The organism is Acinetobacter sp. ANC 3882 (assembly GCF_022549545.1).
Classification (GTDB): Bacteria; Pseudomonadota; Gammaproteobacteria; order Pseudomonadales; family Moraxellaceae; genus Acinetobacter.
Window position 1 is genome coordinate 75,825 of record NZ_JAKZGB010000007.1, and the last position, 26,622, is coordinate 102,446.

22 protein-coding genes and 1 pseudogene are annotated in these 26,622 nt (G+C 40.6%); 15 read left to right on the plus strand and 8 right to left on the minus strand.

Features of this window, described 5'->3' with window-relative positions; translation table 11 throughout:
• Window positions 1–245 precede the first annotated feature (245 nt).
• Both MMO42_RS13340 and MMO42_RS13345 read left to right on the plus strand, forming a co-directional pair.
• Complete coding sequence (locus MMO42_RS13340; protein WP_241320952.1) at window positions 246–857, plus strand: DJ-1/PfpI family protein; 612 nt, start codon at window positions 246–248, stop codon at window positions 855–857.
• Window positions 858–870: 13 nt separating this feature from the next.
• The gene (locus MMO42_RS13345; protein WP_241320872.1) at window positions 871–1,035 is read left to right on the plus strand and encodes a DUF1427 family protein; all 165 of its coding nucleotides are present in this window, start codon (window positions 871–873) and stop codon (window positions 1,033–1,035) included.
• Between the two features lie 79 nt (window positions 1,036–1,114).
• Here the strand turns inward: MMO42_RS13345 and MMO42_RS13350 are convergent, their stop codons facing one another.
• On the minus strand, window positions 1,115–1,735 hold the full coding sequence (locus tag MMO42_RS13350; RefSeq protein WP_241320873.1) for a pentapeptide repeat-containing protein: 621 nt from the start codon (window positions 1,733–1,735) through the stop codon (window positions 1,115–1,117).
• 142 nt (window positions 1,736–1,877) lie between these two features.
• A complete protein-coding gene (gene icd, locus MMO42_RS13355; protein ID WP_005296019.1) occupies window positions 1,878–3,131 on the minus strand; it encodes an NADP-dependent isocitrate dehydrogenase in 1,254 nt (417 codons plus the stop codon).
• Between the two features lie 193 nt (window positions 3,132–3,324).
• Between icd and MMO42_RS13360 the strand changes: the two genes are divergently transcribed.
• Window positions 3,325–4,143 (plus strand): rRNA large subunit pseudouridine synthase E, encoded by an 819-nt coding sequence (locus tag MMO42_RS13360; RefSeq protein ID WP_005184119.1) that lies wholly within the window; start codon window positions 3,325–3,327, stop codon window positions 4,141–4,143.
• Window positions 4,144–4,205: 62 nt separating this feature from the next.
• Here MMO42_RS13360 and MMO42_RS13365 read toward each other — a convergent pair whose 3' ends face one another.
• The 3 genes and pseudogenes from MMO42_RS13365 to MMO42_RS13375 all read right to left on the minus strand — a co-directional run.
• Window positions 4,206–4,850: a hypothetical protein gene (locus MMO42_RS13365; protein WP_241320874.1), complete on the minus strand. Its 645-nt coding sequence runs from the start codon at window positions 4,848–4,850 to the stop codon at window positions 4,206–4,208.
• 112 nt (window positions 4,851–4,962) lie between these two features.
• Window positions 4,963–7,194: an NADP-dependent isocitrate dehydrogenase gene (locus MMO42_RS13370; RefSeq protein WP_241320875.1), complete on the minus strand. Its 2,232-nt coding sequence runs from the start codon at window positions 7,192–7,194 to the stop codon at window positions 4,963–4,965.
• 328 nt (window positions 7,195–7,522) lie between these two features.
• Window positions 7,523–7,702, minus strand: a pseudogene (locus tag MMO42_RS13375) (ATP-binding protein); the annotation flags it as partial.
• Between the two features lie 109 nt (window positions 7,703–7,811).
• On the opposite strand from MMO42_RS13375, the gene paaI reads away from it, so the two are divergent.
• The gene (gene paaI / locus MMO42_RS13380) at window positions 7,812–8,210 is read left to right on the plus strand and encodes a hydroxyphenylacetyl-CoA thioesterase PaaI (RefSeq protein WP_241320876.1); all 399 of its coding nucleotides are present in this window, start codon (window positions 7,812–7,814) and stop codon (window positions 8,208–8,210) included.
• Between the two features lie 127 nt (window positions 8,211–8,337).
• Here the strand turns inward: paaI and MMO42_RS13385 are convergent, their stop codons facing one another.
• On the minus strand, window positions 8,338–10,038 hold the full coding sequence (locus MMO42_RS13385; protein WP_241320877.1) for a PDZ domain-containing protein: 1,701 nt from the start codon (window positions 10,036–10,038) through the stop codon (window positions 8,338–8,340).
• Between the two features lie 437 nt (window positions 10,039–10,475).
• Between MMO42_RS13385 and MMO42_RS13390 the strand changes: the two genes are divergently transcribed.
• The 9 genes from MMO42_RS13390 to MMO42_RS13430 all read left to right on the plus strand — a co-directional run bounded on the left by MMO42_RS13390 (window position 10,476) and on the right by MMO42_RS13430 (window position 21,147).
• Window positions 10,476–11,795 (plus strand): D-alanyl-D-alanine carboxypeptidase PBP6B, encoded by a 1,320-nt coding sequence (locus tag MMO42_RS13390; RefSeq protein ID WP_241320878.1) that lies wholly within the window; start codon window positions 10,476–10,478, stop codon window positions 11,793–11,795.
• Between the two features lie 95 nt (window positions 11,796–11,890).
• Window positions 11,891–13,177: an NAD(P)/FAD-dependent oxidoreductase gene (locus tag MMO42_RS13395; RefSeq protein WP_241320879.1), complete on the plus strand. Its 1,287-nt coding sequence runs from the start codon at window positions 11,891–11,893 to the stop codon at window positions 13,175–13,177.
• 125 nt (window positions 13,178–13,302) lie between these two features.
• Complete coding sequence (locus MMO42_RS13400; RefSeq protein WP_004801387.1) at window positions 13,303–13,785, plus strand: peptidylprolyl isomerase; 483 nt, start codon at window positions 13,303–13,305, stop codon at window positions 13,783–13,785.
• Window positions 13,786–13,904: 119 nt separating this feature from the next.
• Window positions 13,905–15,344 (plus strand): deoxyribodipyrimidine photo-lyase, encoded by a 1,440-nt coding sequence (locus MMO42_RS13405; RefSeq protein WP_241320880.1) that lies wholly within the window; start codon window positions 13,905–13,907, stop codon window positions 15,342–15,344.
• A gap of 186 nt (window positions 15,345–15,530) precedes the next feature.
• A complete protein-coding gene (locus MMO42_RS13410; protein WP_241320881.1) occupies window positions 15,531–16,280 on the plus strand; it encodes a hypothetical protein in 750 nt (249 codons plus the stop codon).
• On the plus strand, window positions 16,280–17,185 hold the full coding sequence (locus MMO42_RS13415; RefSeq protein ID WP_241320882.1) for a hypothetical protein: 906 nt from the start codon (window positions 16,280–16,282) through the stop codon (window positions 17,183–17,185). Before MMO42_RS13410 ends, MMO42_RS13415 begins: the two co-directional genes overlap by 1 nt.
• Complete coding sequence (locus MMO42_RS13420; protein WP_005296056.1) at window positions 17,172–18,422, plus strand: glycosyltransferase; 1,251 nt, start codon at window positions 17,172–17,174, stop codon at window positions 18,420–18,422. Before MMO42_RS13415 ends, MMO42_RS13420 begins: the two co-directional genes overlap by 14 nt.
• Window positions 18,423–20,270 (plus strand): hypothetical protein, encoded by a 1,848-nt coding sequence (locus MMO42_RS13425; RefSeq protein ID WP_241320883.1) that lies wholly within the window; start codon window positions 18,423–18,425, stop codon window positions 20,268–20,270.
• The gene (locus tag MMO42_RS13430) at window positions 20,248–21,147 is read left to right on the plus strand and encodes a hypothetical protein (RefSeq protein WP_241320884.1); all 900 of its coding nucleotides are present in this window, start codon (window positions 20,248–20,250) and stop codon (window positions 21,145–21,147) included. Before MMO42_RS13425 ends, MMO42_RS13430 begins: the two co-directional genes overlap by 23 nt.
• Here the strand turns inward: MMO42_RS13430 and MMO42_RS13435 are convergent.
• Entirely contained in the window at window positions 21,144–22,358 is a 1,215-nt protein-coding gene (locus tag MMO42_RS13435; protein WP_241320885.1) for a hypothetical protein, read from the minus strand. The genes MMO42_RS13430 and MMO42_RS13435 overlap by 4 nt on opposite strands.
• 230 nt (window positions 22,359–22,588) lie before the next feature.
• Between MMO42_RS13435 and MMO42_RS13440 the strand changes: the two genes are divergently transcribed.
• Window positions 22,589–23,290, plus strand: coding sequence for a VIT family protein (locus MMO42_RS13440; protein ID WP_005296065.1), 702 nt, complete (start codon window positions 22,589–22,591; stop codon window positions 23,288–23,290).
• Between the two features lie 118 nt (window positions 23,291–23,408).
• A complete protein-coding gene (locus MMO42_RS13445; protein ID WP_241320886.1) occupies window positions 23,409–24,452 on the plus strand; it encodes a nitronate monooxygenase in 1,044 nt (347 codons plus the stop codon).
• Window positions 24,453–24,500: 48 nt separating this feature from the next.
• Here the strand turns inward: MMO42_RS13445 and ppk1 are convergent, their stop codons facing one another.
• Entirely contained in the window at window positions 24,501–26,579 is a 2,079-nt protein-coding gene (gene ppk1 / locus MMO42_RS13450) for a polyphosphate kinase 1 (protein ID WP_005296072.1), read from the minus strand.
• Between the last annotated feature and the right edge of the window lie 43 nt (window positions 26,580–26,622).

A 26,622-nucleotide genomic window follows, 5' to 3' on the forward strand; every position in this document is an offset into this window, starting at 1 on the left:
ATTTTGAACATTTGGTCTATAAATGATAGATACAGATTTTTCTAAATTTACGATACACCGCATCTTTTTAGATTTAGAGACATTAACTGCTTAAAAATAAAACAAAATTTATCTTCCGCTTGCTAACAGATCAGACCAAAAGTCCAATGATTTAGCATAATTAAAAATAAGCCATACAGAATATTCACACACAAAAAATGCAAGCTCTTTATGGTATGACGCAGATTAAACAAGCGAGAAAAGCAATGCGTATTCCTGTTAATGCCATCGTATTTGAAGACTTTGAAACCCTTGACATTATGGGTCCAGTCGAATTATTTGGCTTACTGCAAGAACAGTATCAAGTGCAGTTTTATAGTCTGAATGGTGGGCTGGTTTCAAATAAGCATGGTGTTTGTATCCAAACCAAATCATTTCATGAAATGGAAACAACTGCAGAAAGTATTCTGCTCGTCCCTGGTGGGATCGTGACGTTTGAACTGATTAAAAATCAGCAATTTCTCGATCAGCTCAAAACTTTAGCAACCCAGAGTGCACATGTACTTACAATTTGTACTGGAAGTTCATTACTTGCAGCAACGGGTCTTTTAAATGGCGTTAAAGCAACGTCGAATAAAATGGCGTTTGAGTTTGTGCAAAAACTCAATGATCAAGTGTTATGGCAAGCCCAAGCCCGTTGGGTAATTGATGGAAAATTCTATACCTCATCGGGTGTGAGTGCAGGTATGGATATGACTCTCGCCTTTATTCATGACACACAAGGTGAAGAAGTTGCCCAACTTTGTGCAGAAGAAGCAGAATACATCTGGAATCGTGATCCGAAAATCGATCTCTTCTGTAAAATAAAAGCAGACTGATCAACGGTTAAATATGAAGATTTATTTATTATCACTTGCTGTTGGTATATTGGTTGGTGTGTTGTATTACCTATTAGATGTCAAAGCACCTGCACCACCTATTGTGGCTTTATTGGGTCTATTAGGCATCGTCATTGGCGAGCAATTCATCCCTTTTATTCGAATCTATCTTTCTTAATAAGATAGACTTTATTGCATCTCCCATCAAAATGAGTGGCCTAAAACCACTCATTTTAGTCGAAGCCTTTTACTTAACCTCAATCGATTCTGACATCGAAGCCTAAATTTTCTGCAATCATTAAGGTTTGATCAAGGTTGATTATCGCCTCTTTAATCTGCGTTTCTTTCGGATCTAATGCACTCAAATCACTGCCTCTTAGATCACACTCAGTAAAATCTGCGCTGTGTAGCCATGCACCAGATAAATCGCTATCTCGAACCGAACTTCCATGACAACGTGCGCCTGTCAAATCTGCCTCTCTTAACCGCGTTCTAAGAAAAGATGCTTTTTCTAAATCAGCGCCCGGCAATCCAACAAAAGCCCAATCACTGTCCTCTACCCGCATATGGTGAAACTGGCAATCATTAAACATGCTGCCGACAAACTTACAGTCTGTAAATTTACTGTCGAAGAAATTACAGGAAATAAAAGTACAATTTATAAAAGCACTACTTCGATGAGTTGATCCATTAAATCGTGCACGGCGAAAAGTACATTCATTAAAAATAGCAGCGGTGTTTTTTGCCTCGGACATATCTAAATCGACAAATAAAGTACGCTCATATTTTTGATTGCTGAGCACGTGTTCATACCAATCCAAGCTGGTGATGGTTTCTGTTGTTTTTGGTGCAGCCTCACCATATTTTCTTTCAGCCATTGCGCTCAAGTTTTATTTTATAAAGCATAAAATTATTACATGGCATTCACTTTGTACATGCTTTTATTCAGTCTTATTGATCTCATTTAAAATAAAAAAAGAGCAGCTTTGCTACTCTTTTTAATAAGGACATGAAGCTTACTTATTCCATATGTTCAATAATGGCTCGTCCAAATTCAGAACAACGTAATAAGGTTGCATTTGGCATTAAACGCTCAAAGTCATAAGTCACGGTCTTGGCAGAAATCGCACCCGAAACACCCTGAATAATCAGATCTGCAGCCTCAACCCAGCCCATATCACGCAGCATCATTTCAGCAGATAGAATAATTGACCCTGGATTGACTTTATCTTGCCCTGCATACTTCGGTGCAGTGCCATGTGTGGCCTCATATACAGCTATCGCACCACCAATATTGGCACCTGGTGCAATCCCAATGCCACCCACTTCAGCTGCAAGCGCATCCGAAATATAGTCACCGTTTAAGTTCAGTGTCGCAATCACAGAATAGTCTGCTGGGCGCATTAAAATTTGCTGTAAGAACGCATCAGCAATCACATCTTTAATGATAATGTCTTTACCCGTTTTCGGATTTTTGATTTTCACCCATGGGCCACCATCCAGCAATTGACCGCCAAAACGTTCCATCGCAAGTTCATAGCCCCACTCTTTGAACGCACCTTCGGTGTACTTCATGATGTTGCCTTTGTGCACCAAAGTCACAGAAGGTTTGTCATTATCAATCGCAAACTGAATGGCTTTACGAACCAGACGTTGTGTCCCTTCTTTCGAAACAGGTTTAATCCCAATCCCACAATCTTTAGGGAATCGGATTTTGGTCACACCCATTTCTTCTTGCAAAAATTTAATGACTTTTTTTGCTTCTGCAGAATCAGCCTTCCATTCAATCCCAGCATAGATATCTTCTGAGTTTTCACGGAAGATGACCATATCTGTAAGTTCTGGATGTTGCACTGGTGAAGGTACGCCTTCAAACCAACGTACTGGACGCACACAGACATATAAATCGAGTTCTTGACGTAATGCAACATTCAAAGAACGAATACCGCCACCAACAGGTGTAGTCAATGGGCCTTTTATTGATATAATAAACTCACGTAAAGCATCAAAAGTTTCTTCTGGCATATAATTGCCATAGATTTTATCTGCTTTTTCGCCGCAGTAGACTTCCATCCATTCGATCGAACGTTTGCCACCGTAAGCTTTTAGCACGGCGGCATCTACTACTGCCTTCATTGCTGGTGTAATATCCACACCAATACCATCACCTTCAATAAAAGGGATGATTGGACGATTTGGAACATTCAATGACAGGTCTGCATTTACTGTGATTTTGTCTCCATCAGCAGGAACCACAATCTTCTGATAACCCATTTTGTAGGTTCTCCCTCATGTATTTAGCGATTATCTCTATGCCTTCTATGGCATACTTTCGTTTTTTATTGCATGAAACAGTTTAGTTCAAAACAGGTTTTTTTGAGATTTATACGGGAAATAACAACATTTCTCCATTAAATAGAAACCTTTATTGTTATGATGCCGCCCATAGCCAAAGTAGTATATCCATATGAAAGTAGTCGTATTTAATAAACCTTTTGACGTTTTGTCACAGTTTCGCGAAGATGAAAAACATTTAACAGTTTCAAGTTTTATTAAAGATCCTGAACTTCGTATTGCAGGACGTTTAGATTTAGACTCTGAAGGTTTAATGTTTCTTACTGATCATGGTGGTTTAAACCAGTTCATCACCCATCCTGATAATAAGAAATATAAAACTTATCTTGCTCAAGTTGATGGCGATGTCACAGAAGAAGCAATCGAAAAACTGCAAAAGGGTGTTGAACTTGCAGATGGTATGACCTTACCTGCCAAAGCACGTAAAGTCGATCAACCTGAATGGCTATGGGAACGTAACCCTCCTGTACGTTATCGTGCCAATATTCCAACGACGTGGATCGAACTACAAATCTGCGAAGGTCGTAACCGTCAAGTGCGTCGTATGACTGCTGCTGTGGGTTTCCCAACTTTACGTCTGATTCGTACTCAAATTGGTAGTATTGATCTGGTCAAACTGGGTTTACAACCAGGTGAACAACTGGAAATCGAACCTTTGCTTTATCCAGATTTTAAAGACGTTCCAGCTGACAAGCCTTATGAAGGCCGTTCTTTCGCGAAAAAATCGAATAATAAACCGCATTTTTCTCGTGCCAAAGATAAAGCACGTGAAGAACGAGGTGAAAAACCATTTAAAGGCAAGAAAAAAGCTGGTGGTGGTACAACTCGTATCTGGCAAACTGACGATGCAGATAAACCACGTCGCAAGACCAATGGCACCACGCGTCCAAATACAAAAGCACCACGCGGTCGTAGCCGTAATGGGCGTTAGAATTTAGATGTTTTAAAGCCCACTTTCGTGGGCTTTAAAACATGCGCTAAACAACAGATGATTCAGAATACAAAAGAATAAATATCAAAAATGCATTTTATGAAATAACCCAACATAAGTAAGGGACAACCATAAATTATAAAGTAATCATATTTATATTTATTTAGCTGTCTTTCACGAAGAATTTTACACCAATAAATCAAGATCGAAAGATTTACGCAGAGAGCAAAAATAAGACTGATCACTAATTTACCAACAAGTGTTGATAATGATGGAGAAAAAAACTCCCTATTATTTATAATTTTATATTTATCATTATTAATTAAGTCAAAATATTTAACTCTAACCGACTTCACCTCACCTAAATCATTAACTCGGGCTTCGTAGGCTAAATTTTCGACTTTAAAGCTATACGGATAATCACTCCACTCTCGACATAAATGAATCATAGTAGCACCACAGAAAATATCTCCGAGATAAGCACCATCATTGTAAAGCTCAAAATAGTATGTCGTTTTTTTAGCCTGATATTTTTCTACATAAACTCTTATTTTCTCATCTGCTTCAACATATTCTTGTTTCTTTTGATAAATATGATTTTCAATAAAACTGTAAGTGGATTCCGAAACGATATAATAAGATAGATGTAACAATAAAAAAGCTGCCATAAAAACAGAGGAATGCGTATCAGCCCGAGTTTGTTCCATCTTTTACTTTAAAACCCCAAAATCGAAAAATCCGACTCATATTAATAAAAAGCCGATGCTTTCGCATCGGCTTTTTTCACCACCAACAAAATTGTCAGTAATATTTTAAAACTTAAGCTGTTTCAAGTGCTGCATTCAATGTAGAACTTGGACGCATTACCGCATTTACTTTCGCTGGATCAATTGCATAGTAACCACCGATATCAGCAGCTTGGCCTTGTACTTGAGCAAGCTCAGCTACAATCTTCTGCTCATTTTCAGCAAGTGCTTTTGCAAGTGGCGCAAATTTCGCTTTTAACTCAGCATCTTCGTCTTGTGCAGCAAGTGCTTCAGCCCAGTACAATGCTAAATAGAAGTGGCTGCCACGGTTATCTAACTCACCTGTACGACGTGATGGAGACTTGTCGTTATCCAGAAGTTTGCCTGTTGCTTGGTCAAGTGTTTTCGCAAGCAATTTAGCGCGGTTATTGTCTTCTTTAATACCAAGTTCTTCTAAAGAAACAGCCAACGCAAGGAACTCACCAAGAGAATCCCAACGTAAGTGGTTTTCTTCAACTAACTGCTGAACATGTTTTGGTGCTGAACCACCCGCACCTGTTTCGTACATGCCACCACCAGCCATTAACGGCACGATCGACAACATTTTCGCAGAAGTACCCAATTCCATAATTGGGAACAAATCCGTTAAGTAGTCACGTAAGATGTTACCTGTTACAGAAATGGTATCAAGACCGCGCGCTACGCGTTCAAGTGTATAACGCATTGCACGTACTTGTGACATGATTTGGATATCAAGACCAGTTGTATCGTGATCTTCAAGATATTTTTCAACTTTCTTGATCAATTCATTTTCATGTGGACGGTACGGGTCAAGCCAGAAGATCGCAGGCATACCAGAGTTACGTGCACGTGTTACTGCAAGTTTCACCCAGTCACGGATTGGTGCATCTTTCACCTGACACATACGCCAGATATCGCCTTCTTCTACATTTTGTGACATCAACACTTCACCCGTGTCGAGATCAGTAATGTTGGCAATACCTGCTTCAGAAATTTCAAAAGTTTTATCGTGTGAACCGTACTCTTCTGCTTTTTGCGCCATTAAACCAACGTTTGGCACAGTACCCATGGTACGTGGATCGAAGTTACCATTCCACTTACAGAAATTGATCATTTCTTGGTAAATACGTGCGAATGTAGATTCAGGCATAACTGCTTTACAATCGTAAGGTTTGCCGTCTGCACCCCACATTTTACCGCCACCACGGATCATTGCAGGCATAGAAGCATCTACAATTACGTCATTTGGTGAATGGAAGTTAGTGATGCCCTTAGCAGAATCCACCATTGCAAGTGCAGGACGGTGTTCTTGGCAAGCATGTAAATCTTCGATGATTTCTTCACGAAGTGAAGTTGGTAAGGTTGCGATCTTCTCGTAAAGACCCGCCATACCGTTATTGACGTTGATGCCTAATTCGTCAAACAATTTACCGTGTTTTTCAAAAGCATCTTTGTAGTAAATTTTCACACAGTGACCGAATACGATCGGGTGTGACACTTTCATCATGGTTGCTTTAACGTGCAACGAGAACAAAATGCCTGCTTCACGACAGTCTTCGAGTTCTTTCTCATAGAAGTCACACAATGCTTTTTTGCTCATAAACATTGAGTCGATGATTTCACCATCTTGAAGCGCAACTTTTGGCTTAAGTACGATGGTTTCACCAGACTTGGTGATGAGTTCCATTTTCACATTACGTGCACGGTCTAAAGTCATTGATTTTTCGCCATGGTAGAAGTCGCCTTCATCCATGTGAGAAACGTGAGTCTGTGACCATTGCTTCCACTCGCTCATTGAATGCGGGTGTTTTTTCGCATAATTTTTTACCGCAGCTGGTGCGCGACGGTCAGAGTTACCTTCACGCAATACTGGGTTTACTGCTGAACCAAGGCATTTACCATAACGCGTCTTGATCTCTTTTTCTTCTTCAGTGGTTGGATTTTCTGGGTAATCAGGAAGTGCATAGCCCTTAGACTGAAGCTCTTTAATGCATGAAACTAACTGAGCAACAGACGCACTGATGTTTGGCAGTTTAATGATATTGGTATCTGGGTCTTGAGTAAGACGACCTAACTCGGCAAGGTTATTAGTTACCTTTTGTTCATCTTTCAGATAATCTGAAAATTCTGCGAGTACACGAACTGCAACTGAGATATCGCTTTTAACGATCTCAATGCCAGCAGGTTTTGTAAAGGTCTCAATGATCGGTAGCAATGAATAGGTCGCTAATAACGGCGCCTCATCAGTCAGTGTATAAATGATTTTTGACTTTCCACCAGCCATATATAGCCCCTTGTGTTGGATTGAGTTATGGAAAACTGCGCTTGTGGCCCAGCTCCTAGAACCGATTTGCTTGAATAAACTTGAGAGTATCAGTGTTCATCACATGCTAGTCAACGCAATATCCGGTGATAACGACATTTCGCTAAAAAATACTACAAAATGATATAATAGTAACATTCAGTTGTGTATATATGCGGCCAAGTTTCGTCTTTTCAAATACAAACCGTTACCATCTTTAAATGAACACGCTGAATTGATCATTTAGCAAACAAATACACAAATTACTAAATATCGCGTCCTATTTTGACAGAGCTTGATGAAGAATTCGTTAATTCTTTAGTGGTAAGATCAATTTAAACACCACACCGTCAGTTCGATTTTCAACCTCGGCGAAACCTACATGTAACTGCATAATTGAGTTCACAATAGCTAAGCCTAGACCACCTGTTTGTACTTTTTGATGTCGACTTTCATCGAGCTGATAAAGTCAGTCAAATAAATGCTCTAGATCACAGACCATATACTGGATTTCATCTAATCTTCTGCACCAATCCTACAAATAGTATTTATGATTCATGAAATTTAATTTATATTTAAAACCATATCAAATTATAAACATGGATCAGTACAATATGAATGCATTATTCCAACAAGATGCAGTAATGCAAATGATCGGTGCAAAACTCACAGCATCGGGCCATCGTTCGGCCGAAGTCTCTTTAACTGTAAAAGAAAGCCATACACAAGGTCATGGAACCTGCCATGGGGCAATTATTTTTGCGATTGCAGATAGTGCCTTTGCGATTGCGTGCAATAGTGAACAACCTGCCGTTGGACAGCATTGTAATATTAGCTATATCAAACCTGGAAAAATCGGCGATACACTAACTGCCACAGCAAGTTTTAAAGCACCGAGTGGGCGATCTGAAATTTATGATATTACGATCTCTAATCAGCACAATGAAATCATTGCCGAATTTAGAGGTGTTTCACGTTTGGTGACTCAGCAGAAATAGATGTTCCTTTATAGATAATCACCATCTCAAAATCAAAGCGTCAGCAAGAATAAATCCACGCTAATACAAAAGATTAAATACAAAAAAAGGAAGAGATTCAGCTCTTCCTTTTTTATTCAGCTCACGATTACTTCAACCAACTATCGAGTTTCTTTTGATCTTCAACTTTGAGTTCAACTGTTGTGAGTGAGTTCTCACCCGCTTGCAATTCAAATTGTAAAAACTCATCGCGGCGGAATGCATAAACCATAAAGCTACCCTGTTGCTTTGCATACTTCGCTAAAAGTTTTTCTGATGCTTTGATGCCATCAATCGCGACAATCACATCATTGGCCGATAAGCCTGCTTGAGCTGCAGCACTGTCACGACGAAGCTGTTGCACTACCACACCTTCAGCTTTATCAACCACTTTTAAGCCGAATGGTAAAGCCTTGTCATCTTTGCTGCTAAAACTTAAACCAAACTCAGGGAATAATTGATCCAGTGGTAACTCATCGGTGGTGTTGATCAAGTGATTGATTTGCTCAATCCAGTTATCACCTGTCAATTCATTACATAATTCAAAAATAGTCCGATCGTTGACCTGAATACCATTTTGGGTATTTTCATACAAACGACGCATTAATGCATCTAAATTGGAACCACGCAAGCGCAAGCCCAAGTCTAGACAAAGTGCGACCAAACTGCCTTTGTTATAGTAACTCGTTCCCGCATTATTTGAGTTTTCATCCTGTCGATAGAACTTGATCCATGCATCAAAACTAGACTCAGAAACGGATTGAATCAAACGTCCTGGATTCTGTAGATAACGATCAATTTGCGCTTTCAGTAGATCCAAATAAGACTTCTGTGAAATCACGCCACTACGCAATAAAATCAAATCATCGTAATAAGACGTAAAACCTTCAAAAATCCACAGTAAGCTGGTGTAGGCTTCTTTATGCAAATCATAATTGGCAAAATTTTCAGGACGAATAAATTTCACCAACCATGAGTGAAAATATTCATGGCTGCATAAACCCAAGAAACGCTGATAGTCTTTAGACGGTTCTTCTGCTTCATTGGCTTGCGGTAAATCATCACGCGGTGTAATTAAACTGGTGCTATTACAGTGCTCTAAACCACCATAACTATTGCCAGTTGCCATGGTCATAAAGGTATAGTTTTGAAATGGTGCTGAACCAAACATGTCAATTTCTGTTTGGCAAATCTTTTTAATGTCTGCCTCTAAACGAGCTAAATTTGTCGTGTGCTTGCCAGAAATCACAAACTCATGCGCAATGCCGTTGGCGTCAAAACTAAAACGACTTTGATCTGCCAATTCAAATGGACTATCAATCAGTTGGTCATAGTTTTCTGCTTTTAAAGTGAAACGCCCCTTCACTAAGCTTTTTGATGGCAAACCTGTCGCTATTTGGAAATGTTTTAATTCATCAGGTAGGAATAGTTCAAGTTCACATGCGGCTTGTTCTTGATCTACCAGTCCTAAACACACACAGGCAGGGTTAACATATAAACGTGTCTGATCGACATAGGCACCGCGTACGGACAAATCATAGGCATACACATCATATTCAACCGTAATCAGTTCATGATCGGTATTGAATAAACGCCAACGATTTTTTTCTGTTTTTTTAATGGTCAGTAATCGCCCTGCTTCATCAGATGCTTTCACCGACTCGATATGCTTTGAGAACTCTCGAATCAAATAACTACCTGGAATCCAAGTAGGCAACCAAAGTTCTTGATTGGGATTTGCAAGAAAACGAAGTGTGACATGAATTAGGTGCTGGCGATAATCGTCGAACTCAATTTGGTAGTGCAACATAATTTTTAATCATGAAAATAGGAACAATTTCACACAGCTTAGCATTTTTTTACAAAGTCATGCGTAGATGTCGTAATTGTCGGCAAAAGTTTAAGGGCTATTGTCACTTTATCTATGGTTGCGACAGCGGATATTTTTTAGGCGATACAAGGCATGTCTTGTGAAATTTAGTCATTCTAAATAAACAAGGCATAACGTAGTAGCGACAAAAAATGTCCCTGTCCCAAAGGGTTGTGGCTAAAATACCCTCATACTTCGTTATGAAACTTGGCAAGGGAATAGCCATTCCCTGCGTTTCATGCCTCGTCTGATGAATTTTTAGCCTACAACGCAATTCATATATAAAATGTCAATAGCCCCTAGATTCTTCAACAAAAAAGTCATAGCATTCTTGTCTCGCATTCTAGGCCATCGGATCGGCAATACAAGGTATTCACGTGAAATTTCTCCTCTCCCTCTTTACGTTGTTTAGTCTCGTTTGTGCAAACCTTGCACATGCAAATTTACTCAACATTGCATCCGAAACAGTGGATGCTCAAGCATGGTCGGTGATTGATGCCCAATCAGGACAAATCATTGCAGAACACAACAGTCATGTTCAACGCGCGCCAGCCTCTTTAACCAAAATGATGGTGGCTTACATCGCTTTAAAAGAAATTGAGGCGGGTAAATTGCATAAAGCAGACGTATTGACCGCAACACCTGTGGTCAGCACAGTCATGTGGGATGAGTCACAAATGTACCTAAAAGCAGGTGAGCAGATTTCTGTTGATCAACTGTTAGCAGGTCTGATCGTCATGTCTGCCAATGATGCAGCAGTCACTCTTGCTGAAAAAATCTCAGGCAGTGTGCCGCAGTTCGTTGCACGTATGAACCAAGAAGCACAAGCACTTGGCATGAAAGATACGCATTTCAGCAACCCTGCTGGTATCACCATGACAGATCACTACTCAACCGCAGCAGATCTCAGCTTACTTGCAAAAGCAATCGTGAAAGAAACACCTGAATATTTGTATTATTCAAAAATGCCAAGTTTTAGCTATAACCAACGCTTCCATCACGCCACTAACCTTGCATTAAAAATGGACCCAACAGCGGATGGTCTAAAAACAGGTTATACCAAAGCAGCAGGTTATAATCTTGCGTTAACAGCAGAGCGTCCGACGTTTAACCCGCATGTTGAAAAACGTCGTTTAATTGTGGTGGTGTTAGGTACACCAAGCGCAGTAAAACGTGCTGAAGTGGCGCATAAGTTAATGAACTTGGCTTATACCTATACTCGCGATGAAGAAGTAATTCCTAAGCAACGATTGATTGCAGAACTCCCTGTGATTAAATCGACTTTGAAAATGTTTAAAGTAGAAACACAGCAGCCAACCATTGTGACCACTTCTTTATATGGCCAAACTGCACCGATTGATTTGAATAGCTTTGATCTACTCACCCAACGTATTCATCTGATTGATGCAAACCAACAAATCACCACAGTTGAGCCGCTGCAAACCACCAATACACGTATCAATATTGAGCTCAATGAACAACATTTGACTGCACCTTTGACCCAAGTAATGAACTTGGCAACAGTGTCAATCTATCAAAACAATCAGTTGATTCGTAGTTTACAGATCGAAAATGATGTGCAAATTGAAGAAGCTAATATTTTCCAGAAAATTATGATTTGGTTTTCTAACTTGTTTTCATTCTTTTCCACCAATGACACAAAAAACCCAAAACTTTACCCTTTGAATCAAGGATAAAAAAAACCTACTTTTTTTATCAAGATTAACCATACATGATCGAAAAAAGGATGGCATAATCCAGCCATCCTTTCACAAAAATAATTAGGTTAATCATGAGCAAAACCTTACATCATATCGTGATTGTGGGTGGTGGCGCAGGTGGTTTAGAACTTGCGACACAACTAGGTGAACGTTTTGGTAGACGAAAGAAAGCCCGAATAACCCTAGTCGATCAAAACCTCACGCACATATGGAAACCTCTCCTGCATGAAATCGCTGCAGGTTCACTCAATCCTCACGAAGAACAAACTAATTATTTTGCTCACGCAGAAAAACATCATTTTGAGTTCGTGCTTGGCACCTTAATCGATGTCAATAAAGATCAAAAACAAATTCTACTTTCTCCCCCACAGCTTTCTAAAGAACACACCCCACTGACCCAAAGTCTCAACTACGACACACTTGTGCTGGCGGTCGGTTCAGTATCAAACGACTTTGGTACAGAAGGTGTGCGCGAACATTGCCATTTCCTCGATAGCCGCAAACAGGCAGACATCTTCCAACAAGATTTGTTCCATCTTTATATCGAAGCACAAAACCAGCCCACCGAACGGGCGTTAAATATTGGTATTGTGGGTGCAGGTGCAACAGGTGTTGAGCTGGCGGCAGAACTGATTGAAACCACGAAAAACTTTTACCGTTATGGTTTAAAGAAAATTGATCCGAAGCAGGTCAAAATCACCCTCATTGAAGCCTCTGATCGCATTCTCCCTGCGCTGACGGAAAAAACCGCTGCACATAGTGCCAAACAACTCCAGAAAATGGGTATTGAGATTCTGACTCAGCACAAAGTACAAAAAGTCGATGAATCAAATGTCTATTTTAGTAATGGCAATGTGCTGCACTCAGATATTACGGTTTGGGCTGCAGGTGTAAAAGCACCGAAAGTTCTAGAATCATTCACTGATTTTAAACGTGACAAGATTAATCGTTTAATGGTGTATGCAACACTACAAACCTACTCTGACCCAAATGTATTTGCCTTTGGTGATTGCGCCAACTGTCAATTAGATGCTCGTCAGCCACCTTTAGGTCCACGTGCACAAGTCGCGAGTCAGCAAGCAACATTCCTAGTCGATGCAATGGCTGCACGTTTGTCAGGTTCTCCGCAACCGATGTTCAGCTTTAGTGAGAAAGGGTCACTGGTGTCATTAAGCCACAATCAAGCTGTGGGAGAATTATTGGGCGATGTAAGCGTACAAGGCTTTATTGCCAAAACCATGTATGTATCGCTATACCGATTGCATCAAGCCAATATTCATGGTTATACCCAAGCCGGTATGCTGACCATGAAAGATTTCCTGACACGTCGTGTACGTCCAAAAATTAAACTGTATTGAGTTGAAATTTGATATTTCGTCTCAATATTTAACTAAATCGTTTCAAAAAGTGGAAAATAGTCAACAAAATCTATTTTTCACTTTATGATATACAGCTAAAACTATTGATGACATGGATTCAAAACATGACTGCTATTGCACTTAACCACGTGGTTTCATTCCACTACACTTTAACAAACGCTGAGGGTGAAACACTTGATCAATCTCAAGGTGAACCACTTGCATATTTGCACGGCGCAGGCAACATCATTCCTGGTTTAGAAAATGCACTTACAGGTAAAACTGTTGGTGAAAAATTCACTGTAAACGTTCCAGCTGCTGAAGGTTATGGCGAATACAACCCAGACCTAGTTCAAGAAGTTCCAGCTCAAATGTTCCAAGGTGTGGACAACATCCAACCTGGTATGCAATTCCAAGCTCAAACTGATGACGGCGTTCAAATCGTTACTGTTAAAGCGATTGAAGGTGACAACATCATCGTTGATGCAAACTTCCCACTTGCTGGCCAAGATCTTACTTTTGAAGTAGAAATCGTTGAAATCCGTGATGCTTCTCAAGAAGAATTAGATCACGGTCACGTTCATGGTGCAGGTGGTCACCACCACTAATTCACTTTTGAATTAGATGGAAAAAGCAAAGCTTCGGCTTTGCTTTTTTATTGCCAAGTACTTTTCCAAAATCAGAAAATCGCTTAACGTTGTCTAACTCTCGATTATAATCCTCAGCTATGTCTCAACCCTCTCAACTGATTTGGTTTCGCCAAGATCTCAGAATCCATGATCATGCAGCGCTTTGGCATGCGACTCAGGCTGGACCCACCATCGCACTTGTCGTTCTATCTCCTGCACAGTGGCAGCAACACGACGATGCAGCGATTAAAATCGAATTTTATCTACGTCAATTACAACAGTTCAAACAGCAACTTGCAGACCTGAATATTCCCTTACTGATTCAAACGATTCCTCTGTGGAAAGATATCCCTGATTTTTTTTCACATTTAATCCAACAACTTAATATTGAAAATGTGTATGCCAACATTGAACTTGGCATCAATGAACTAAAACGAGATCAAACCGTACAGCAGCAGCTCAATCAACATAAAAAACAATTAATTCTTTTGCATGATCGAACGTTATTTCCTGTGGCCTCTATCCGCAATCAATCCAACTCACCCTACCGAGTTTTTGGTGCGTTTAAGAAAACCTGCTGTCAACGCTTACAGCATAGTTTACCGCAATGTTATCCATATCCAACGAAGCAACAACCACTCTCCCTCGATCTGTCCTGCTTTCAACAAAATGACATTCAAGAATTACAACGCGACTATATAAAACAAATCCAACAGACCAATTTTTCCGAATGGCAGGTTGGAGAAGCACATGCACTCGCGCTTTTGGACCAATTTATTGATGAACGGTTGACTGACTATAAAACAGCACGGGACCTACCTGCTGTATCTGGCACCAGCCAACTTTCCGCCTATTTAAATATTGGTATTATTTCAGTCCGCCAATGTCTGCAAGCACTATTTAGGCAACAACAAGGACATTTTGAGATTCAATCCGAAGGCCAACAAACTTGGTTGGATGAGCTTCTTTGGCGTGAATTTTATCAACATATCCTGTTTGACTTCCCCAAGGTTTCAAAACATCAACCTTTCCAAACTACCACCGAAAACATCTGTTGGCGCGATGACCCAATCGCATTACACCAATGGCAACAAGGACAAACGGGCATTCCAATCATTGATGCGGGTATGCGCCAACTCTTGGCCACAGGTTGGATGCACAATCGGGTACGTATGATCTGTGCCATGTTTTTAAGTAAAAATCTGCTTATTGACTGGCGTAAAGGTGAACAGTGGTTTATGCAAAACCTGATTGATGGTGACTTGGCTGCCAATAACGGCGGTTGGCAATGGTGTGCATCGACTGGCACGGATGCTGTACCATATTTCCGTGTGTTTAATCCGATAACTCAATCACAAAAGTTTGATCCCGAAGGTGAATATATCCGTACATGGGTGTCTGAACTGGCCCATCTTGATAATAAAATGATTCATGAACCTTATGCCAAAAATCAGCTTTTAGCACTGGATTATCCTGAGCCAATGGTTGATCTAAAGGCCAGTCGCCTACGTGCCATTGAAGCATTCAAATCGAACTAAACAAGGTTACATAAATTAAATAAACGTCTGAAATAAGCTACTTTTTATTCTTTTGAAATACAGACTATACTGTATGTTACTGTTTATAAAATTATTTTACAAAGTAACAAACAGAAAAGCTATCGTAATAATCGTAAAATAATGCTACCTTGATCACAAAAGACATTTATTAAAACTAAAATTATTATGCAAAAAAATCCAGCACCAGCACTCGTCTTGTGGATTATTTCCGCTCAAGTTTTTATGGGCATTGTCGCGTATGAATGGCTTCCAGCCAGTTATCGCGGTAGTTGGGTATTTCTGCTCATTCTGTTAATTTCTGGCGCTTTTTTAAATGTCGGCATGGCCTTGCTGCTTGGCTTGATTACATTTGTCGGCGTTGCAGTCTATTTCTTTCTTGATTTGGCTAATCAAACCTATGTCGAACGACAACTGCTGTTATTGTTTGTGCTGCCGATTACCCCGATCTTTTTAAGTGCAATACGTCATAATATTCAAAATGCCTTAAAAAGCTTTCGTGCCATTCAAAGTTATGATCGTAACTATCAACACGATATTTTACCACTCACTGCCTTAGCACATTTTCAAGGCGAATTAAAAAAGCTATTGCAGCTCACCCACAAAGATCACTATAAAATCATCACCACGCATATCAATAATACCGTGCTGATTCGTGAAATGCTGGGTGAAGATGTCTGGAAAGAGACTCAAAATAAAATTATGGCGATTCTCTCTACTGAAAGAGACAGCGTGATTTACCACTTTATTAATGAAGAACTTAGTGAAATTAAAAGTATTGTGATTCATGAACCCAGCAGTGAAGAAAATCAGATCTATCCACGCTTCATTCAAGACCTACAAGAACTTACCGTACTCAAACTGCAGATTGAACAACACACCGAATACTTAGCCTCTCCAAGCAGAGAGGTACGCTGATGTCTGTTCTACTCAATATCTGTGGTGTTCTGGTCGCGACAAGTAACATTCCTGATACCACCATGCAGCAATTTTATCAGCAGTACTATCACTGCAAGATTGAAACTGCACGCACAGAATCAACAGCTCAAACACAAACGCCGCAAACGGTAGCTCAACTCTTTCCACAGCCTGCGACTTGGTGGCCAGTGTTTACCTCTGATCAACTGGACTCCGACAGCTTTAAGCAATTGATTGCACAAGGAATCAAACCTGGTGTGATTCTGCCGAATGAATATTTTAGTGCGATTAAATATTATAGAATTAAAAAAGCCGTCAATGACGGCGCTATTCCTGTCGCCTTCTATCAAATGTCTCATGCAAAGTATTTTGCGGCCAAAGCAACTTTTTCCACAGCCATTGGCTTACGCCCCTTGGCCGCATTGATTGAAACAGGCTGGGATGAAAACCTGATTGCTCAACCTGCTGGCAGCTATATTATTCAATCTGACAGCCCCAATGAACTGCGTATCCCTGCCCGTCAAATTCAGCACCATCAACATTATTTCTATCAAGCAATTACCGATCCATCACAAACTTCAGGTTATCAAGTAGTAATTAACCCACCTGTCGGTATGCCTTTAAATACCATTGAGTATCCTAAACTCGGTATCTCATGGGATCTGAATCGTACCCAATTTACCAGCACCACAGATGGCGTTGAAACCAGCTTATTCGGCTATATTCTAATTGTGCTAAGCACCGTAGTGATCCCACTCGACTATATCTATTCAGCACATTATCCAAGTTTACTCAGTACTTTTGGCAGTTCAATTTCTTGGATTTCATTATTACTTGGCGGCGGATTACTCCTAATTTTGATCATTTCTATCATTCGCAGGAGAAGAATAAATGCCCGCAATTGATATTCTTTTCTTATTTGGTTTTCTGGGAATCTGGATTCCACAAGCCTTTTGGGCGTGGTTGAGTTTTCAGGCATGGAAGTATTCTAAAAATGCAGCCAAAGAACTGGAAAATATGCCAGTCCCTGAACAATGGCCAGTTCTCAGTGTCTTGATTCCTGCCTATAACGAAGGTGTGGTGATTGAAGATACCCTACATGCCATTGCTCAGCAGGACTATCCTGCACATGCCTATGAAGTTCTACTGATTAATGACGGCTCTAAAGACAATACTTTAGAAATTGCGGAACGCATGGCAGCCATTTATCCCTGCATCAAAATTGTCAATGTACCCAAAGGCATGGGCGGGAAAGGTAAATCACGTACCCTGAATAATGGTTTACCGCATGCCACCGGAGAATTGATTGTCGTCTATGATGCAGACAGTACCCCTGAACCCGACTGTGTCCGCCTATTGGCACAGACCTTATTGGCGGATAAAAAACTCGTCGCGGTAAACGGTAAAGTTCGTACCCGTAACTGGCGTGACAGTATTTTGACCCGTTTTATTGCGATTGAATTTATTTTCTTCCAGTGGATTTTCCAAGGCGGCCGCTGGCAACGTTTTGAATTATCGACGTTAATGGGCACAAATTATGTGATCTGGCGCGATGCCTTAGAAACGCTGGGTGGTTTTGATGAAAAGTCTTTGGTTGATGATACCGAGATGAGCTTTCGGATTTTCTTGGGCCAAAGACGGATTAAATGGGTGCCCTACGCCGTTGGTTGGCAACAAGACCCACCCTCTCTCAGTGTATTTGTAAAACAACGTTCACGCTGGACTCAAGGGAATTTCTACGTCACCAGTAAATACTTGCCAATCGCACTTCGGAAACCGTTCCCGATCGGAATCGAAATTTTTAACAACATCATGTGTTATGTACTGTTTGTACCTGCACTGATCTGGAGTCATGTCACCTTAACTTTAGGTTTACTGGGTATTGCAGGGATTACCGTTCCTGGTCCATTTACCCTACTTTGGGGCCTATCCTTCTGTTTATATGTCGCACAAATGTGGTTCACCTTATCTTTAGAAAGAGCCAAACCTCAACTATATTTCTTCGCGGTCTTATCTTACGTAACGTATTCACAAGTGTTCTTATTTATCGTGTTTAAAGCTGCATATGACATGCTCAAAAATAAGATCCAAGGAAATTCATTGCAGTGGTATAAAACTGAGCGTAGCAAGGAGAAAAAATAAATGAAAAATAACCCATTACATCATCATTTTCTAAAAGTAGTAGTTGCAAGTGTCGCTCTTTTCTTGCCCGTCTTTTCTGTGGCAGACACGCTCAATACTTGGACGTTTGATAACATCAACACCTCCAATAAATATACCATTGAACCGCACTTCTTTTATGTGGGCAAAGGTTCTGAATGGCAGAATATCCGCTTTACCAGTGATTATTCCACCGAGCATTTCACGACTTTATTGGTCAAATTTGATGACAAGCTGATTTACAACACCACTTTAAACGGGGATGGCTCATTAAGCTTTGATATTCCAGCGACCCAAAGTGGCTTCCATCGCCTAGACTTTATTTTGCAGCAGTACTCACCCAATACCTCACCTGCCGCTGACCGAACCACCTTCTGTAGTGAGGATGTCGATCAAGTCACCTATTTAAGCAATTCTAAAATTGACTACGTTCGATATAGACCGATTTATCGTTTAAAAGATTTGCCTGATGCTTTATTTAATCCACAGGTTGTCCGTCCGACGCCTTTTGTCGGTGTCTTAAAATACAACCCAGCAAACGTAAACGAAGCAAGCATGTTAGGACGTTTGATCAGTGCGTGGGGTTCGGTCACACCTATCCAATGGTATGAACAAAATGCGCCAATAGAGCAAACACCAAACTTCTATATTGAAATTACAAAATCAGCAGCACCCTTACCGAAAGGGACGCTAGTCCAAATCAGTACGGCAAATGATATTCCGACCTTACAGATTCAATATGATCAGCCTGAGAAACTCGTTTCTGCAATCAATGGATTACTCAATCCCAATTACTTACAACAATTAAATACCTCTGCGACCTTTCTTCCAAATAAACTCGCAGCACCAAACTGGGCTAAGATCAAGCAAATCCATACCCTTGCCGACTTGGGCATTAGTGATTTCCGTTTGAACCAAGCTGAGAAAAATCTATTTTTAAATTTCCCTGCGGTTTGGCAGCCTACTGATATTTTACAGGGGCAAATCGCACTTCGCGTACAAAGTGGTTTACTGGAAGGTTCCAACATTACCACGTGGATTGATGGGGGCTTGGCAGGCAGTTTAAAAACAGCCAACCTAGATTCAGACCCAGTTAACCGTCAGTTTAATTACTTCGCCAAGACTATTTCGAATAATACGACCTTTAACCTGAAACTTGAAAATTCAGTGATCGTAAATTCGCAGTGCTTGCCTACTGCAAAAGGTTCACTTTGGATTGATACGCAAAAATCGACAGTGAAATTGCCACATAAATTGAAAAATGGTGTTGCATCTTTATCAATGACCTTTGCAACGCACCCTACTATCGCTATTGATGGCAATGCAGGCAGTTTGGAAATTGCAATGGTTGTCAGCCAAGTGGCCAAGAAAATGCTGATGACCAATGATCCAATTCCCTTAAATCTGGTGAAATTAGATCCAAATAAACCTGAACTTTTGAATGTACAAGTGAATCCAAATATTTATCGCCAACAAGTTTTAATGCATCAAAATACCCTTTACGCACCTGCTGCTACCAATGGCTTCTTGGTCAGCTTCCATGATCAACGTTTTGATATTATTACGGATTCAATGCAAGGCGCGCAAAACTTCACCAAACTTTGGGAGAAAATTCAACAAAATATCCCAAACAATGCCAGTAAAATTTTGGTCACAGAAAGTGGGCAAGTCTTTATTTTACAGAAGATTCTGGTCGGCAATCAAAAAGCACCTCTGGTTAAGCAATCATCATTCTTTATCTTGGTTGTGACGATCTCTGCTATCATGATTATTGCAATTTTGCTCTGGTACTGGCGTAAACGACCTAATGCTAAAAATAAGGCAGAATAAATCAACAATATTTATTACGCTAACCCTATCAACCCTCTTATTTTTAGGAGGTTGTATTCATCAGCTTAAAGCAGATGTACAACCTCCACAAATTGAAGGAATGTTTTGGCAACCTGATTTAGCGACCACGCCACCTTCTGGAAATTGGAATCTACTCGGTGTTTCTACGTTTGTTCCGCAATGGTCTGTGGTGCAGTCCAAATCATGGTTCGATCATGAGATCGGATTACAAAAATGGGATAAAAACATCAACCTTAAGCAACTTCAGCAAAAACCATGGGCCCAACATATTCTTTTAGGCTTGGCTGGAGAATATGATGAAAAATTAGCTCGCTCCAATGTTTTACAACTGGCTGAAAATTCGAAAAAAATCATCGACAATACTAAAATCATTCCACTCAAAGGTTATTATTTTCCTGTCGAGGCAGACCCAACATGGATCTGTGTAGATGATCTCGCCAAAGCAATTCGAACGTTACCCAAACCACTTTGGATCAGTATCTATAGTGGTGAACAAGCACCAGAACATTTAGATACTTGGTTAAAAAGCTGGTTACCTAGTCATACGGGCGTATTCTTTCAGGATGGTGTAGGCGTCGGAACTCGCTCTCCGAAACAAGCACGTATTGTGCTTGAAGACCTTCAAAAAGAATTTGGAAAAGATAATATCATCATTGTATTAGAAGCTTTTCGACCAGTGAAAGGCGGTAAGTTCCGTTCCGCCTATCCATGGGAAGTCATTGAACAGCTTAAAGCATACGAAGGGCAAAAAGTGTATATCTTTGACGGCCCACACTATATGAACCGTATGACTGTTTACACTGTCGCGTTGTGGTACAAGCTGAGGTATGGAGCACATACCATTAAAGCTAGTTAGAAGTTCTTATAAAAAACCAGTTCAGTACGGGTGTTATTATAGTTTTCAGTTCCATCGGCTAAAGCATCTTTGAAATAATGCCCATATAGACGCTCAACTCGCAATTTCACTGGAATATAGTTAAATGGCTGCCAGGCAACACCAGCACCATATTCAAATAAATTATTGTAATTTTCGCCTTCTGAATCCGCTAAGGTGTGCAGTTTGCCATAGGCTTGTACTGTACCTACTTCACCACGATAAACATTAAAACCAGAACGCAATCTCAAATCAGCAATCACATTATAATCTTCACGCGAGTAACTCGCGACATTGCCATACAAGTCAGTAAAGTAATCATTCCATAGTGTACGTTGTTCTACAGCAGGATTGGCATACCACTCTTGATAGCCAGTGACCCCACCTACCACACTTTCACGGAATTTATCACGATTACGATCGATCAAATCATAACTTCCCCCTACTTCCAAATAGGCACGAACAGGGATCGATTGCCATGGCTGATAGTTTGCCCCGATGCCGACAGTGACTGCATTTTCATCAATGATTTCGGGACGAACGCCACCTTTAGATTTAGTATCACGGTTTAGATTTACAAAGCCATAGACTTGCGCCCGTCCGTTATCCAAGTTCTTCCCATAACGCATTTTCAATGGAAAAATGAAATCGTCATAGCGTGACTCATAAGACGGCGCAAAATAAACATCCTTAAAGGTGGATGGAACACTTGAACCACTCAGATTTTGCACGGCTTGTTGCGCTTTTGCAGCAATATCAGCATCTGATGATGTCGATAATCCTTTAAAAATAACTAAGGCTTCTTTATTCCGTTTCTGCTGATTCAGCAAATAGGCTTCTTGTAATTTCAATTGATCGTCTTGTGGAGCAAGCTGTTCAGCCTTGCGTACGCTTTGGAGCGCATCATTTTGTTTATTTAACCGAATCTGCAAATAAGTCAGACTTTTCCAGACCTTAATATCTTGGGGCGTGAGTTGGCCTAACTCAATCAAAATTTTCTCGGCCTGTTCGGGTTGGCTTTGTTCAATTTTATAAAACTTGTCCCAACGATCATAAATTGGATTACCGGGTTTATACGCGGCATCCCCTTCTTTGACAAAATCAGCTTCAGCACTGAATGCATGTTGTACAGGTAAGATAAGACCCAACATTAATAGTGTATGACTCAGCAGCTTATTGTTCGAATTGTTCATCGCAGATCTCAACTAAAAATATCAACAATATGGGCCATAAAACACCAATGTAACCCAAAGTTAAAGTGTTAAATTATTCACATATTATAACCAAATCATCGTTATGCTATCGTTAAAATAAGTTATTTTATAATAGATTAAGTTTATGAATCATCAATAGAATTTTACAAATAACCCATGATTCACTACGTTATAAATAATTAAATTCAACCGATTTTAAAGAGTACATTATGTCCTATTCCCAACATGCAGAACCGCATGTCATACAACGTTCAGGCTGGCTGCGTGCGGCTGTTTTGGGTGCCAATGATGGCATTATTTCTGTCACCAGTCTGATTATGGGGATGGCTGCAAGCGGTGCAAGCTCTCATACCCTATTGATTACCTGTATTGCAGGACTTATTTCTGGTGCCACATCCATGGCGGCTGGCGAATACATTTCGGTCAAATCTCAAGAAGACATTGAAAAGTCTGATCTGCGATTTGAGGCCAGAGAACTGGAAAAAAATCCACATGCAGAACTGAAAGAACTGACACAAATTTATATTTCACGTGGCCTAAACCCTGAACTTGCGCATGAAGTTGCCAAACAACTGACCGAACACGATGCACTCGGCGCACATGCACGAGATGAGATTGGGATTCATGAAAATACCGCAGCCAATCCAGTTCAAGCCGCTTTATCCTCAGCAGCCTCCTTCTCTTGCGGTGCAGCCCTGCCGATGTTAGCAATTTTACTCACTCCAGATTCTTGGGTCGCACGTTCAGTACTCATTACTGGGGTAATTTCACTGGCTCTGCTTGGTGCATTATCCAGCTACTTTGCACGCACCTCCATGCTCAAAGGCAGTTTACGCATTACCTTATGGGGCATGCTTGCAATGGCATTTTCGAGTTGGGTCGGCTCTCTATTTAATGTCACACCATTATAGAAAGCTATTTTTTTGATCTAAAAATAACCTCTATATTCAATAAGTAAATAGCGATTATTATTTGCAAGCCTTTTTGTTTTTACGTTAAGGTGATTAAAAATGGATTGAGTAAAACATCATGTCAATTTTAGAATTATTAGAAATAAAACATCCGATTTTACTTGCACCGATGGCAGGCGTTTCAACGCCAGAACTTGCCGCTGAAGTTTCTAATCAAGGTGGCTTGGGCTCTTTGGGTCTCGGCGCAAATACGCCAGAAGCAGCTAAAGTCCAAATCCTAAAGACTCAAGAACTTACCGACAAACCATTTCAAGTTAACTTTTTTTGCCATCAATCTGAACAACTGGATCCTGGAACAGCACAACACTGGATTGATTATATTCGCCCCCAATTTGAGAAATTTGGTGCAGCAGTACCGACTCAACTGAACTGCATTTATCCAAGTTTTTTAGATAATGATGACTTTCTGAATGTGGTTCTTGAAACAGCTCCCAAAGCGGTCAGTTTTCATTTTGGAATTCCACATCCGCATCAAATTCAAGCGCTAAAAGATGCAGGTATTATCACCATGGTATCTGCGACCAATCTGCTTGAAGCCCAAGCAATTGAAGCAGCAGGTATAGACATCATTATTGCTCAAGGAATTGAAGCAGGTGGGCATCGTGGTATTTTCAATCAACATTTTGATGCTGCAATAAAAACCTTTGATCTTGTCCAACTCATCACCCAACATTGCACGCTGCCCGTGATTGCAGCTGGTGGCATCATGAATGGTGATCAAGCTAAAGCCGCACTCAAATTAGGAGCTGCCGCAGTACAACTGGGTACTGCCTTTGTACAATGCAAAAGTTCAAGTGCAAATGCAGCATACCGTAAAGCATTATTTAATCAGAACATTACTCAAATCAGCGCCAGCCTGTCTGGCCGACCAGCACGTGGCTTGCTTGGGACATGGCATACACAGATTGACTCACCGAATCGTCCTAAGGTCCCTGCTTACCCTTATACCTATGATTTGGCTAAACAACTCATGGCTGTTGCAAGTGCAAAGCAAGATTTTAGTTATGGAGCATTTTGGGCAGGCAGCAATGTCGGGCAAATCAGAGAACTGGAAGCAGCCGATCTCGTAAACCAACTGGTGTTAGAAATCAAAAGTTATTAAATATTTGAATCAAAAAACCGACCTATGCAGGTCGGTTTTTTATTGATCTTATTTAATTGCTTCAAGCAAAGTATGTTGTGCATTGTGTGGAGCCTCGCCTGCTACAGGTCGCACACGATCCCAAACACCATCTCCCTGTAACAACCACGCTTGTTGATTATCTTTGAGATAATTTAATAACCCTTGTTGATAGATACGCTTTTTCAAAGCAGGGTCTTCAATCGGGAAACAGGCTTCAACACGGTTGAATAGATTACGATCCATCCAGTCTGCACTTGAACCATAAATACGTGGATTACCATTATTGCTGAAATAATAAACCCGTGTATGTTCCAAGAAACGCCCAACAATCGAACGCACGCGGATATTTTCAGATAGATGTGGCAAACCTGGACGTAAACAGCAAATCGAACGAATAATCAGGTCAACCTGCACACCTGCTTGCGATGCTTCATACAATTTATTGATTAACTGCACTTCAGTTAGTGCATTTACCTTAATGATAATTTGCGCAGGTTTACCTTCTTTGGCATTGGCAATTTCATCATCAATATAGTTAATGAGTTGTGCATGCAAAGTGAATGGTGCATGGAGCAGCTTTTTCGGCTTGGCCATTTTCCCCATACCCGTTAATTCTTGGAAAATACGGTGTACGTCTTCACAGAGGTCTTTATCTGTGGTCATCAAACCATAGTCAGTATAAATACGCGCATTGGTTGCATGATAGTTCCCTGTTCCCAAATGCACATAACGCACCAGTTTATTGTTTTCACGGCGGACCACCAGAATCATTTTGGCATGAGTCTTATACCCCACGATGCCATATACCACCACAGCACCCGCTTCTTGCAACACGTTCGCCACTTCGATATTGGACTCTTCATCAAAACGTGCACGAAGCTCAATAACAGCCGTCACCTCTTTACCATTACGAGCGGCTTCGGCAAGTACCTGTACGATTTCCGAATCTGCCCCACTACGGTAAAGCGTTTGCTTAATTGCCAATACTTGTGGATCACGCGCAGCTTCACGCAACAACTGAATCACAGGTGCGAAGGATTCAAATGGGTGGTGCAATAAAATGTCCTGTTTCTGCATCGCAGCAAAAATACTTTCAGACTTTTTAAATGCTTTTGGAATGACAGGTGTATGTGAGTCATAACGCAAATGCGGACGCTTAAAATTAGAGAGTAAGCGAGCCAAATTGACTGGACCATCAACACGATAAAGTTGCTCTTCGTTTAGATCAAACTCATCTAACAAATATTCATAGATATGCTTTGGACAGTTATGCGTTACTTCCAAACGGACTGCACGACCAAAACGACGTGAACTTAATTCACCTTTGAGTGCTTTCGCCAGATCCTCTACATCTTCATTCAGAGCCAAATCGGCATTGCGTGTGACACGGAATTGATAACAACCCGTTGCAGTCATTCCAGGGAACAGATCAGACACATGTTCATGAATAATCGCCGAGAGCATCACATGATGTTCTTTACCATCCGTTAGCTCATCAGGCAAACGTACTACACGCGGTAAAGAGCGCGGTGCAGGCACAACCGCAAGATCAATCTGACGGCCAAACGCATCCTTCCCTTCTAAAGTCACAATAAAGTTTAAGCTTTTGTTGACTAAGCGTGGGAATGGATGTGCAGGATCAAGGCTAATTGGAGTAAGTACAGGTGCGACTTGCTCTTGGAAATATTTTTTAATCCAAGCCGATTGTGCAGGGGTTAATTCTCCACGACGTAAGAAACAGATATCTTCTTCGCGCAGCTTCGGCAAGATTTGTTCATTTAAAATACGGTATTGACGCTCAATTGCAGCATGTGTGGTTTTTGAGATTTGATCTAAAACTTGTTTAGGGGTTAAACCATCTGGGGTACGACTTTCATTGTCTAAGGTCAGTTGCTCCATCACGCCGGCAACACGAATTTCAAAAAATTCGTCTAAATTGCGTGAAAAAATCAGCAGGAAGTTCATCCGTTCTAACAATGGGTGAAGTGGATCGACAGCCTGTTCCAGTACTCGAAGGTGGAAATCGAGAATTGAAAGTTCACGATTAATATAACGATCGTTGTAACTATATTCTATGGGCGCTGTTGTCGTCACTGCAGTATTCATACCGAACCTTGTCGCTTTATCATTCATCAAGTGATGATTTAAG